Annotated in this window: 10 protein-coding genes and 1 pseudogene; 8 read left to right on the top strand and 3 right to left on the bottom strand. The window is 43.7% G+C overall.

Going from position 1 to position 12,299, the window contains the following annotated elements; all coding sequences use genetic code 11:
* Both BCT81_RS18690 and BCT81_RS18695 read left to right on the top strand, forming a co-directional pair.
* A pseudogene (locus tag BCT81_RS18690) lies at nucleotides 1-964 on the top strand (malate synthase); the annotation flags it as partial.
* An 85-nt stretch (nucleotides 965-1,049) separates the two neighbouring features.
* Nucleotides 1,050-1,490, top strand: a complete 441-nt coding sequence (locus tag BCT81_RS18695; RefSeq protein ID WP_017631066.1) for a heme-binding protein — start codon at nucleotides 1,050-1,052, stop codon at nucleotides 1,488-1,490.
* Nucleotides 1,491-1,573: 83 nt separating this feature from the next.
* Here the strand turns inward: BCT81_RS18695 and BCT81_RS18700 are convergent, their stop codons facing one another.
* The gene (locus BCT81_RS18700; RefSeq protein WP_004737459.1) at nucleotides 1,574-2,056 is read right to left on the bottom strand and encodes a MarR family transcriptional regulator; all 483 of its coding nucleotides are present in this window, start codon (nucleotides 2,054-2,056) and stop codon (nucleotides 1,574-1,576) included.
* Nucleotides 2,057-2,179: 123 nt separating this feature from the next.
* Between BCT81_RS18700 and BCT81_RS18705 the strand changes: the two genes are divergently transcribed.
* From BCT81_RS18705 to BCT81_RS18725, 5 genes are all read left to right on the top strand, one after another.
* Complete coding sequence (locus BCT81_RS18705; protein ID WP_102425439.1) at nucleotides 2,180-3,073, top strand: DMT family transporter; 894 nt, start codon at nucleotides 2,180-2,182, stop codon at nucleotides 3,071-3,073.
* Between the two features lie 135 nt (nucleotides 3,074-3,208).
* On the top strand, nucleotides 3,209-4,129 hold the full coding sequence (locus BCT81_RS18710; RefSeq protein ID WP_102425440.1) for a LysR family transcriptional regulator: 921 nt from the start codon (nucleotides 3,209-3,211) through the stop codon (nucleotides 4,127-4,129).
* A 174-nt stretch (nucleotides 4,130-4,303) separates the two neighbouring features.
* A complete protein-coding gene (locus tag BCT81_RS18715; RefSeq protein ID WP_102425441.1) occupies nucleotides 4,304-5,620 on the top strand; it encodes a hypothetical protein in 1,317 nt (438 codons plus the stop codon).
* Between the two features lie 74 nt (nucleotides 5,621-5,694).
* Nucleotides 5,695-6,348: a hypothetical protein gene (locus tag BCT81_RS18720; protein ID WP_102425442.1), complete on the top strand. Its 654-nt coding sequence runs from the start codon at nucleotides 5,695-5,697 to the stop codon at nucleotides 6,346-6,348.
* A gap of 204 nt (nucleotides 6,349-6,552) precedes the next feature.
* The gene (locus BCT81_RS18725) at nucleotides 6,553-8,073 is read left to right on the top strand and encodes a DUF1254 domain-containing protein (protein WP_102425443.1); all 1,521 of its coding nucleotides are present in this window, start codon (nucleotides 6,553-6,555) and stop codon (nucleotides 8,071-8,073) included.
* A gap of 87 nt (nucleotides 8,074-8,160) precedes the next feature.
* On the opposite strand, the gene BCT81_RS18730 is transcribed toward BCT81_RS18725, so the two are convergent.
* Nucleotides 8,161-9,069 (bottom strand): LysR family transcriptional regulator, encoded by a 909-nt coding sequence (locus tag BCT81_RS18730; RefSeq protein WP_102425444.1) that lies wholly within the window; start codon nucleotides 9,067-9,069, stop codon nucleotides 8,161-8,163.
* A 120-nt stretch (nucleotides 9,070-9,189) separates the two neighbouring features.
* Complete coding sequence (locus BCT81_RS18735; RefSeq protein WP_102425445.1) at nucleotides 9,190-10,455, bottom strand: MFS transporter; 1,266 nt, start codon at nucleotides 10,453-10,455, stop codon at nucleotides 9,190-9,192.
* 91 nt (nucleotides 10,456-10,546) lie between these two features.
* Between BCT81_RS18735 and BCT81_RS18740 the strand changes: the two genes are divergently transcribed.
* Nucleotides 10,547-12,283: an SgrR family transcriptional regulator gene (locus BCT81_RS18740; protein WP_102425446.1), complete on the top strand. Its 1,737-nt coding sequence runs from the start codon at nucleotides 10,547-10,549 to the stop codon at nucleotides 12,281-12,283.
* Nucleotides 12,284-12,299 lie beyond the last annotated feature (16 nt).

The raw sequence follows: 12,299 nt of genomic DNA on the forward strand, positions 1-12,299 counted from the left end.
GCTTGAGAGCATGGAAGAAGCACAATGGTGGGACGACATTTTCAGTTTCACCGAGAACTATTTCAACGTAGCAAAAGGAACCATCCGTGCGACCGTATTGATTGAAACGCTGCCGGCCGTTTTCCAAATGGAAGAGATCTTGTACGCCATGCGCGATCACATCGTTGCGATGAACTGCGGTCGTTGGGATTACATCTTCAGCTACATTAAAACACTGAAAAATCATAAAGATCGTATCTTGCCAGACCGTCACGGGATCGGCATGGATCAAGAATTCCTGAACGCTTACAGCCAGCTGTTGGTTCGTACTTGTCACGCTCGTGGGGCATTGGCAATGGGAGGTATGTCAGCCTTCATTCCAGCAAAAGATCCGCAAGAGATGGAGCGTGTTACCGCTAAGGTTATTGAAGACAAACAAAGAGAATCACAAAACGGTCACGATGGCACATGGGTCGCGCACCCTGCCTTAGTTGATTTAGCGATGTCGATTTTCGACAAGCACCTTGATGGCAAAGTCAATCAAATGGATTTCCAAAGCCCGGAACACACCATCAATGCCGACACCTTACTTAAACCATGTGAAGGCAGCCGCGACGAGGCTGGCGTGCGCAAGAATATCCGTATTGCGCTGTATTACATAGAGGCTTGGATCCAAGGCTACGGCTGCGTACCTATCTACGGACTAATGGAAGATGCCGCCACCGCGGAGATCTCAAGAGCCAACATTTGGCAATGGATCCATCACGGCGTCTCGCTAGATGACGGTCAAACCTTTACCAAACAACTGTTCCACTCTTGGCTTTACCAAGAGTTAGACACAATAAAACACGAAGTCGGTGACTCGCGCTACGCAGCAGGTCGATTTGAAGAGACGGCTGATCTTTTCTATCAACTTTCTACAGCCGAAGAGTTCGCCGCCTTCCTAACTTTACCCAGCTATGGGCTTTTGCAAGAATCCAGCTAGGCGTCTTGCGGCGATTCAAACAGGTCATTAAACACTGATGAGGGTCTGTTTGAATTAGCCAAGCCCCTGAAAATTAGGAGATAACATGGGAAGTTTGACTCTACAACAAGCGTTAACCATCATAGATGGCACCTTTAAAGCAGGCAAAAAGATTCACACAGAGCCACTCACTGTTGCTGTGTTAGACAGCGGTGGCAAACTGATTTCTCTGCAACGTCAAGATGGCTCAAGCATGATGCGACCTGACATCGCCATTGCTAAAGCCTGGGGCGCACTCGCACTAGGGTGTTCCTCAAGAAAACTCGCCCAAGATGCTGACAACAGGCCAGCATTTATCTCCGCCGTGAACGTACTCGCACACGGAAACATGGTACCAGTACCAGGGGGCTTACTGATTCGAGACAAAGATAAAACGGTACTCGGTGCCATTGGCGTCAGCGGCGACATATCAGACATCGATGAAAGCTGCGCCATCAACGGAATTGGCTGCGCAGAACTGTTTAGCGACGAGATGCTGCAAGCTTAATTCAGCAATAGAGATAACTTAAAAAAGAAAACCGAAGCCTTATGCTTCGGTTTTTTAATGAATCTAAAAAGAGATAAACGAACCTACTCGTAGGCACTCAACCAAGTTTTTAAAAGTTGGTTAGTGTTTTTCTTCTGGCTTGCCGATAAAGACTTAACCAGCTTTTTCTGCATTTCGACATGCTCAGTCATCATCTCATCAATCAGAACTAAGCCATCTTTAGTCAATTTAACGCTGACGCTTCGTCGATCTTCTTTACTGTGCTCTCGGCTGATTAACCCTTTAGCTTCCAGTTTATCAAGACGATTAGTCATCGCACCTGATGTCAGCATCATTGACCCAATTAGCTCAGAGGGCGTTAGTCGGTATGGCTTGCCAGAGCGTCGCAAGGTCGCCAATACATCAAACTCACCCAATTTCATGTCGTATTTTTTATGAAGGTCGGCAACTTGCGTCTCCATGTACTTGGCAATACGCATAATCCGGCCCATCATTGCCATAGGCTCAGTTTCTAATTCGGGCTTTTCCTTTGCCCATTGCTCTACAACGCGGTCGATAGCATCCATTTGCAATCTAGCTCCGTTATTAGTCTGATTACTTTAAACTAGTTTAACATAAAGATACTTTACAACCACTAGTTCTCAGTATACAGTTCACACAATAGTTATCTTAACGTAAAGATATTTCAGATGAACATATTATTAGCAATGATTCCTGCATTCTTTTGGGGAACAACTTATGCAGTGACGCAATTTACGCTACAGGAGTGGCCACCACTATTACTAGGTGCTTTGCGTGCATTACCTGCTGGTTTGTTATTGCTAGCGGTAAAACCAACACTGCCGAAAAAAGGCGAGTGGCAAATCATTTTCACTCTAGGCCTGATCAACATCGCGACCTTCTTTGGTTTGATCTTCGTGATGGCACTGACGCTGCCTTCAGCGATTTCAGGCGTCGGTATGATCTCTGTGCCTGTTTTCGCAATGATCTTCCATTGGGTAGTGAAAAAGCAGCGCCCACATTTGATTCAAGCCTTGTCAGGTATTGGATTGGTTAGCTTGGCTTGGATTCTATTCAACCCAAGTCAAACCGCATTGAACCCTATCGGTTTAGGTGCAATGTTTGCCGCGATCATGTGTATCGTTATCGGCAGCAGCATTACCAAATCACTGGGTAATCGCATGCACTGGTGGAAGGTACTGACATGGCAGCTGATTCTGGGCGGGGCAATCTTGTCTATCGCGTCTGGCGTTCATGCCTTCATCGACCCGCAGCCTTATGTGAATGCGGTGACTCATTTCGATACTCGCAACGCAATGGGCTTGGTTTGGGTGATTGGGCTAAACACAGCGCTGGGTTACGGCATGTATGTATGGCTACTACAACGTATGACTGTGGTTGATTTTACCTTTGGTGGTATCGCCAACCCAGTAGCGGGCATCGTGACAGGTATGGTGTTAATGGGTGAATCCTTCACTGCGGTACAATACTCACTCATGACAGGCATGATCATCATGTCACTGCTACCACAACTGATTCTTGCAATCCGACAGTCCAAGACAGTCAAACCCGTTACGCAGTAAAAATCTAGATTACGACTCATAAGCCCGCCAAGTGCGGGCTTTGTTTTATTAGCGTCACAACTATGCGAAATATCTATTTGTCCTCAACCGAACACCATCTTATTATTAAATTACAAATTCATGCCGGTACCTAATATGGCAAAAGACCTGTTTTCCAATTTAGATTTAAATCTATTACGAACTTTTATTATTCTCCATCAAGAACGGAATATGCGAAAAGCATCAGATCGATTGTTCGTATCTCAGCCTGCTATAAGTAAAGCGCTTCAGAGGCTACGTGATCATTTCGATGACGAACTATTTGTTAAAACTCACCACGGTTTGCGTGCCACCGAACACGCGAACATGCTGGCAGAAAGTATTTCTCCTATACTTGATGAGCTATCTTCCGCTTTAAACAGTAGTAATGAATTCAACCCCGAAGAACTGCAAGGTGTGGTTAAAGTTGCTCTGTCTCCTTATCTGCTTTCATCCTTTTCCAGCAAACTTTTTAAAGCAATAAGAGCAGAAGCGCCTTTGGTACAAGTTCAACTGTTGAACTGGTCAGGCACAACAATGACTGACATCATCAATGATGAAGTACATATTGGCTTAAACTATGAAATCAACCACGCGCCAAAAGAACTGCTTCAACAGCCAATTGCGAAAGACACATTTAAGGGATATGTAAGAGAAGATCACCCCTACGAAAATGATTATTTAGAAGTCAAAGATGGCGTCAATTTCGAATTAGCTTCTGTCATCGCTGTAGATTGGAACTCACACCAATCGCTTGCAGAGAAGATACTTAAAATAAAAGGTCACACCGCAAATATAGGATTTCGTTCAGAGTTGCCCTCAGCTGTTATTGATGTTGTAAGAAACTCTGACATGATCTTTCCGGCTTCCAAATTTCTAGAAATTGAGCAAAAGACCTCACTCAGAGCAATTAACTTATTATTCGATAGTGCTGACGTTCAACCAACTGTTTGTGCATACTACCATCACAAAAATCGCAATAGTCCTGTGACTCTATGGCTAAGGAAAAAACTCGAGTTATTGCTCAATGATAACTAGCGGTTATCACCATCTTTCCCCCTTTTCATTAATAACTCATCGTTAAGGCCTCTATTCCCTCAAGGGATTAGAGGCTTTTTTGTACAATCCATATACTTCTCTCATCGGCCAGGAACGCCACACAACATTGCAAGAAGCAACTTAAGTTCCTAAACAATTATTTGAGAGTAAACCATGAAACTAAAATTACTGAGCACTGCTATTGCGGCAACATTCCTTGCTGGTTGTTCTTCTTCAGGTTCAAGTGATAACGGCGGCGGTGTAGATCCACAAGATGGTATTGCTGATGTTACATACTTCCAAGGTGAAAACCTACAAGCAGCAATCGTTAGTGGTGATGAAGGTAACTACCAAGCTAGCTTATTACAAGGAAGCAAGGGTAATACGGTCATTCGCTTAAACGGTACAACTTATGTAACCAATGGTGATGAAGTAAAAAATACTCAAGGTGAAACTATTGGCCACATACAAAAAGAAGGTTCAGAGCTTGTCTTCCATGGCTACAATGGTGGAGAAGCAGTACTTCAAGTTGAAAATGGCCGTTTAATTATTTCTGAAACGATAAAACCAGGCCCGCAACTACCACCTAAAGATGATAGTTCGTGGGATGGAGATCATGGCTGGGATGTCACGAAACCTGCACCAGAATTACCACCTAAATGGGATGGGGATGAAGGACACACAAACCCATTTATACCAGTGACAATTAATGGCGTTGATTATGTTATTGATACAACAACTAACTTGGTCACAATTGATGGTGTTGTTATTGGGGGAGCTGAATATGATGGAAAAAGTCGAATCGTATTTACTGATTTCTCTACTGGCGAAACTATGCAAATTGGAAAAGACAGCAACGGCAATATTACCATCATCAGAGGTGATGTAGATAATGGTTGGGGTTGGGTAAACCCAGATAACGACTTACCTGAATTTGATGGTGGTTGGGATAATCCAAATAAGCCTTACACTATCGAGTTTAGTAAAGAACACCAACAAGCTTACGTGTACAACGAAGACGGTAAAACGGTATTAATTATTGAGCCAGGTGACACTCATGGGTCATTTGAAGTTCGATTAGGTGCCATGAACTCTGACGACGTTTATGTTATTTATCAAGACAGTCGTGGTGAATGGGTAATTGATTGGGAAAAATCAACCATTGATGGTGAATGGGGAGTCTCTCCTGATTCTGAAAAACAACTACCACCAAGCTTAAATGACCGACTGATTACTAGCATTGAATCTGGACAAAAGACTGATGGCTCAACATGGATTAGTATTAATGATAAAGCGGTAAGCATTATTATTAATGACGGGAAAATTGTTGATGTAAATATCTCTGATAAAGCAAAGAAAGTAGTTGCTGAACGTATTGAGCTTCGCTCAGATTTAAATGCAGAGCAAATTCGTCAAAAGGCACAATCTCTTTCTCAAGAACAACGTCAGCAAATTAAGCAAGCTGTAAAAGACCGTGTTAGTCGCAGCTAATCAAAGACAATAAATATAAAAAGCAAAGGAGTCGCTTATTAGCGGCTCCTTTTTATTTGAGAGTTGAGAACACGATGAAACGATTATTAATTCCTTTATTGATGCCCCTTGCGGCATATGCAAATGACCATCAATTACAAACTTTGAATTATCATGAACCAAGCTTGAGCTTTCAAACCGCGAAGGCTGGTGATAATTGGATAGGGACAGTATCCGGAGTAATTCAAGCAACTGAAGAAATCAACATCAGTGCTGAAGTTGACTCGGAAGGTTACCTAGAAATAGGGACGGGCTACGGCTTGATGCTAGGTAACTTTTACACCGAAGCTTTCGTAAGTTATGGCCGAGCAGATTTACTTGATATCTACGACATCGGTTTATTCAGCGGCACCGCCATCACGAACAATATTATGGTGTTTGCGAACACATCACATGAATGGCGCGATGTGTCTTTATCCCTCATAGATATGACAGATAGAGAATGGAAAAACACCATCGGGACAAGTTACTCTCCCACAGAGTTTATGAACTTTTCCTATTCATTCAGTCATGACCGCCAATTAACGGGCTCAAAAGGCTATTACAACAGCCAAGATGTCACTTTCACTTTGAAACCTAAATGGGTTGAACCATATGTGAAGTATACCTTTGGTCAAAAGCGCGTTAGTCCGGGAGATGTATTTCGTTCAGATGGCAGTGTCGAGTTAGGTTTCAATCTGCGTTTTTAAGTTTACCGTTTCGTGTGGTAGCTCTCTCCCCTTTACTGATTTTTTAGTAAAGGGGCTTTTTGGTTTTGCGCCCTATGAAAACCTCATCTCATGCTTTCACAATAAACTATGACCCACTCTCATTTTTGAGCCTATCGCGTATCAGATATGTTTTTTCGACTAACTTAAAGTAAATGCATCGAAACGAAACTGAAAGGTGACATCATGATTAAGTCGAAGCTAAAAGCACTTGTGTTGGCGAGCAGTCTCTTTATCTCACATCAAGTACTGGCGACGGAAAACTACAATACCGATATCCCACCGAGCATTATGACGGCAGATACAGTCCAAACTAGCATCGGTGAGCTGAACTTTAAAGATGGTGCGCCAACGGCTGAAACCGCGCAAAAACTCTATGACAACTTAGATACACTTCGTTCAACAGAGGTGTTCCTCAATGCAATTCCAATGGCTTCGGTTGAAGCACTGCGCGTTGGTCATGCCGAGATAGGTTCAACATCATCAAACCAAGTCGTCGTATTTGATAACCTGATGGATTCGAACCCGCTATTTCTAACCGGTAACACCGACACGGTTTACGCTTCTGTTTTCCTAGACTTGGAGAAAGATGGCCCAACCGTCATTGAAGTACCAGAGGGTATGGGGCCAACTACGGTGAACGATGCGTTCTTCCGCTTTGTGACTGACCTAGGCATCGTAGGACCAGATAAAGGCAAAGGTGGTAAGTACCTGATTTTACCTCCAGGTTATGAAGGCGAAGTGCCTGAAGGTTACTTTGTTTCACAATCCACCAGCTATACCAACTGGTTTATCGCTCGCGGATTTCTGAAAGATGGTAAAACCGATGCTGCAGTGAAGGCATACAAAGAGAAACTAAAAATCTACCCATTAGCGAAGAAAGATGCTCAACCGAAAATGGAGTTCATCTCGGGTAGTGGCAAAGCGTTTAATACCATTCATGCGAACGATGAGCACTTCTATTCAGAAATTAAAACCGTCTTAGACAAAGAGCCGGTGTCATTCATCGACCCTGAACTGCGCGGGCTAATGTCGAGCATTGGTATTCAAAAGAACAAACCTTTTGCACCCGATGAACGCATGAAGAAACTGATGAAAGACGGCGTCGCGATTGGCAACGCAACGGCAAGATCTCTGTACTTCCAGCCAAGAGACAAGAAGGCTTACATTTATGAAGATCGTTTATGGAAGACTGCATTTATTGGAGACGATTACCAATGGCTTGTTGACCAAGGTGAAGGCGGACGCAACCTAGATGCTCGTTCTTACTTCTTCTATGTTGCAACGGTGAATACCCCAGCAATGTCGCTCAAGCTGATAGAAAAAGGCTCTAAATACGCATTACTTGATCAAGCGAAAGACGGTGAATATTTTGATGGCGGTAAGCACTATAAATTGAACATCCCAGCGAATGTTCCGGCTAAGAACTTCTGGTCGATTGTAGCTTACGACACACAAACGCGTTCAGAACTACAAACCAGTCAGCCGCTGCCAAGCAAGAATAACCAACGTGATGATTTTATTGAAAATGAAGATGGCTCGGTTGATTTGTACTTTGGTCCAACAGCACCTGAAGGCAAAGAAGCGAACTGGATTGAGACGGTACCAGGTAAAGGTTGGTTCACGATTCTAAGACTCTACGGTCCTCAAGAAGCTTGGTATGACCAAACATGGAAGCCGAGTGACATTGAAGAAGTTGAGCTATAACGCTCTGTAGTGTTCAATTAGACACCTGCAGACAGTAACTAAAACGCGCCTTAATCGGCGCGTTTTTTGTTGTTGTCATCCATAAAATCAATAGCTTTCTAAGCTCTCACTTAAGATCTGTTCAATACGCTTCACTATAGGGTGCTGATAACAAGCGCGGTGATACTGAATACCTACATCAAAAGTCACCGCTTCTCCATTGAATAAAACAGGTCGTTTGCTCAGCCCACTTGGGATTGAAGCCAAATCCATATCAAAGCCAACGTAGACATACTGGCTGACTTGAACACATTCCAATGCGGAGGATACCGATGCAACAGTCAGCTTTTGTTGCAATACCAAGCCTGTGCGTTTTTTTAGGCGTTCGTAATAGGAGTTAGCATCCAATGACCCCATCGAAACGCGCACCGTATCAAAGCTCTCTAGTTGGTTAAGGTCAATGGCTTCGTTTTTCGCTAAAGGGTGGGTATCCGCCACATAAGCAAACAATTCCAACGAGCCCACTTTGCGCTCAACAATGCGATCATTGAATTCATTAGGATAACCCGACACACCAATCGCTAACGTGCCTGCCTTGGGAAACTCAACGCCATCCAAAGACCAATCCATCATCGAGATTTTGGGCGTAGACTCCTCATTAGTCAGCCCCTGCAACAAAGGAACCGTAAACAACGTGCTTAGAGGGTTGGCGGCATGAAAAACATATTCAATGTTCGAATCGTTACCAATAAACGACTGCGATATTTGCTGCGCTTGCTCTAGCTTTTCGAGCGGTTCTTTTACCACTAGCATCAATTGCGTAGTGAACAAAGTCGGCGTATAAACACCTTTGGTTGCAATGAATAACTCATTAGCAAACAAGTCTCGACAATCGGAAAGATGACGATTAAACGTGGCGCGGCTGATATCCAGAATATGGCATACCTTCGCCTGAGATTGTTGCTCATAAAGCAGGTCCAAAAATCGATACAGATTTAAGTCGATTGTGTTTTTCAAATGCCCTACCTCATTTCCATGCTATGTCGGCCTTTGTTCAGTATGAACGTGAACCAAATAAACTTTAAACACTTAATACGATAACTTTGCTGCTGATAACGGTTTACCCAGAATGAGACGTTAAGGAATCTTGCGAACCTTGGTCATCATCAACCCAAGGGCAGCCAACACTTGAGCCACGAAACAGCTGACAAAGAGTACCGGCAAACCAAACATTGTCACCAAGTATCCAGAAGCAGCCAAACCAAACGGCATCAAGAGTTTAAACAAAGACCCTGTAATTCCAGCAACACGACCAAGGTGCTTTTCCTCGAATGCTTCTTGACGATAGCTCCAAATACAAATACTGCTGTAGACTCCAATCGCACTCACCCACAAGAACGACATCATCAATACGCCTTTTTCAATAAAAACCATGTGCGCTGAAGTCATACCTTGCAGTAAATAGCTTTGACTCAGCAATGCAGGGAACAAGAATCCAAACGCCTCTAAAACAATAGATAAAATAAGCAGCACGCCAAGCCCGATGCGCTTTCTAACCTTATCAGCGGTAAAAGAACCTAATAGTCCACCGACACCAGACGCCGCGATCAAGTAACCCACCTCGATATGACTGAGCGCTAATTCAGCTTTGGCAAAATAGATGGCTTGAATCCAGAAAATTGCACCCGTAGTATTGATCACCATTACGACCAAGGTGATGTGCCACATGTTTTTGTTCGCATATAAGATCAACCAACCCTCTTTAAGCGCACTCAGCACCGACTGTTGAACCACGGGGGCTGATGGCTTGAATTCCAGCTTATTGAGCTGCCAAAACGCTAGCACATACATCCCCGCAATAAGCAAAAACACGTTATGTAACGCAGACAATAAAAGCAGCCCCCCAGACAAAACTGGGCCAACAGTTTCTAACAAACTGTACAAAGAACTCATTCTTGCGGTGGCGGTATTTTGCATGTGCTGAGGTAAAACATTTTTCATCATCCCAATACGCGCATTGTGGTAACCATAGTTAAACGCCATCATCAGGAATGCGCACGGAAACAGTGCGTACACAGGGTTCGGCAACCATCTCACTGCAATGTAAGAGACGACCAATACTGCTGCTTGCCCGATCAACATGCATTGTGACCACTGCTTTTTATTAAACCTGTCAACCCAAACACCGATGAACAGAGCTAATAGTAGGTTGGGTAAAAACTCGACGGCTCTCATCCAACCCATCATCTCTGAAGACTCTGTCAACTCGTAAACCAACAAGGGCAGAGCAAGGTCATAAATTTTGGTACCAAAGGCAACAAAGAACGCTGTTGAGAACAAAACAATAAAGCTTGAGCTTTTCCAAATAGAGGGTGATGCTCCTGCACCTTTTACACTTTCCATTTATCATTCCTTTTAAAAACAATCGAATAACTCTATTATCGAGATTAAAAGATGAAGAAAAATAGAAAGATTAAACAAGGATTTCACCTTTATGTATTACTGGAAGGCTCTAGCATTTTTACGTTCTCGGGTACTCGTTAACCAACCGACTTCACTCTCTTTAACTGAAGTAACGAATGCGCTAGGTTGTACCAAACGTAACGCTCAATTGGTGATCAAAAAGCTAGTCAGCGAAGGTTGGGTTGACTGGAAGTCGGGAGTTGGCAGAGGCAACCTACCCACACTCACGCTATTAAAAAGCCTGGACAGTGAGCTTGAGGTACGAATAGATGAATTGCTCTCTGATAATAAAGTTGACCAAGCATTGGATCTGGTTGATGAATCACAACGGGATCAGTTTCTACTGGGTTATATCAGCCGCTATCAAAGCTTGCCGACTGAACTAGATATTCTGCAAATCCCTTTTTATCGAGGGACACACAGTCTGGACCCGATTGAAGTCACACGACGCACTGAAGCTCACATCACTAGCTACCTTTTTAGTAACTTACTACGTTTCAACAAGTCAACTCACTCGTTTGATGGTGATCTTGCCATTGATTGGTATCAAACAGAGCACCGTTGGCACTTCACGTTACGCAAAGGCTTAGTCTTTCATGACGGCTCACCGATTCTAGCGCAAGACGTCAAAGTACACTTTCAGCGTCTGATAGGCAGCAATCACCACAATAGTCAGCAATTTAAATGCATCTCCGCTATTACTGTTATCGATCCGCTCCACCTCTGTTTCGATATCAATGCCAACACAGGCTACCTTCCATCACTGCTATCGTGCTCCGCTGCGGGTGTTGCCAAAGAAGTAGGAGGGAAAATCATTGGTAGCGGCAGCTTTAAATTGGTGGAACAGTCCGAATGGCTAACCAGACTCGAGGTTTTCAGCTCCTACCATGGGCACCGACCTTGGGTAGACGGTATAGAAATTTGGAATGTTGGTGATAAAGCCAAAGACTATGAAATGCACTGCGATATTGTTCACTCACACCCACATTACCAACACTCATCCATATCAAACGAGCTTGCCGAAATAGAACAGTGGGAAAAGGGGTGCGAGTACGCTGTGATAAACCCACATCGACACACTTGGCTATCAATCCCACAACACCTTAAATCACTGAGTGAATTACTACGTTTACTAGGGATCGCGAAAGACATATCTCTGGACACCGTCGGCTACGCCGAGGGGATGCTATCGACGTCCAATCAATCAACACAGCCAAAGATAGAAACGGCAAATAACCAAAGCCCATTACAAATGGCTCGACAATTCGCTGGCCAGCTTAGCAAGCCTAAACAACCGTTAAAGATCCTAACCTACCAGCTGTTTGACCACATAAAAATGGCTCGCCACTATTGTGATCGGTTGAATGAACTTGGTTTTATCTGCGAATATCAAGTGCTCGATTTCCCTGAATTTTGTCAGCCAGATAACCTAAAAGATGCAGACATATTAATTAGCGGCGAAGTGTTTTCAGATAACCTCGATAGCAGTTGGATGGGGTGGCTACAAAGTTCTATCGCATTAGAAGTGTGCCTCACTGATGAGCAAAAACAGTGGCGAGATGAAAGCCTTGAACGGCTTTGGAAAATCACCGATTACCAGCAACGACAACCTGTCTTCCTAGACATAGAAGCGCAATTGATCACATTCGGAATCTATCGACCAATTTTTCACGTTAAACAGCAGCTCAATTATGCCAAAACCGTGAACCCTGTGGAGCAGTTGGCGAACGGCTGGATTGATTTCAACCAAATCACTATGCGCCGCTAAATTGGTCAATTCTTAA

The organism is Vibrio sp. 10N.261.52.A1 (assembly GCF_002876325.1).
GTDB classification, from domain to species: Bacteria; Pseudomonadota; Gammaproteobacteria; order Enterobacterales; family Vibrionaceae; genus Vibrio; species Vibrio chagasii.

Bases quoted from the DNA above. Each gene is read 5' to 3' on its own strand.
- BCT81_RS18700 (WP_004737459.1), bottom strand. From the start codon at position 2,056: ATGGATGCTATCGACCGCGTTGTAGAGCAATGGGCAAAGGAAAAGCCC.
- BCT81_RS18725 (WP_102425443.1), top strand. From the start codon at position 6,553: ATGATTAAGTCGAAGCTAAAAGCACTTGTGTTGGCGAGCAGTCTCTTT.
- BCT81_RS18715 (WP_102425441.1), top strand. From the start codon at position 4,304: ATGAAACTAAAATTACTGAGCACTGCTATTGCGGCAACATTCCTTGCT.
- BCT81_RS18710 (WP_102425440.1), top strand. From the start codon at position 3,209: ATGGCAAAAGACCTGTTTTCCAATTTAGATTTAAATCTATTACGAACT.
- BCT81_RS18705 (WP_102425439.1), top strand. From the start codon at position 2,180: ATGAACATATTATTAGCAATGATTCCTGCATTCTTTTGGGGAACAACT.
- BCT81_RS18720 (WP_102425442.1), top strand. From the start codon at position 5,695: ATGAAACGATTATTAATTCCTTTATTGATGCCCCTTGCGGCATATGCA.
- BCT81_RS18695 (WP_017631066.1), top strand. From the start codon at position 1,050: ATGGGAAGTTTGACTCTACAACAAGCGTTAACCATCATAGATGGCACC.
- BCT81_RS18740 (WP_102425446.1), top strand. From the start codon at position 10,547: ATGTATTACTGGAAGGCTCTAGCATTTTTACGTTCTCGGGTACTCGTT.
- BCT81_RS18735 (WP_102425445.1), bottom strand. From the start codon at position 10,455: ATGGAAAGTGTAAAAGGTGCAGGAGCATCACCCTCTATTTGGAAAAGC.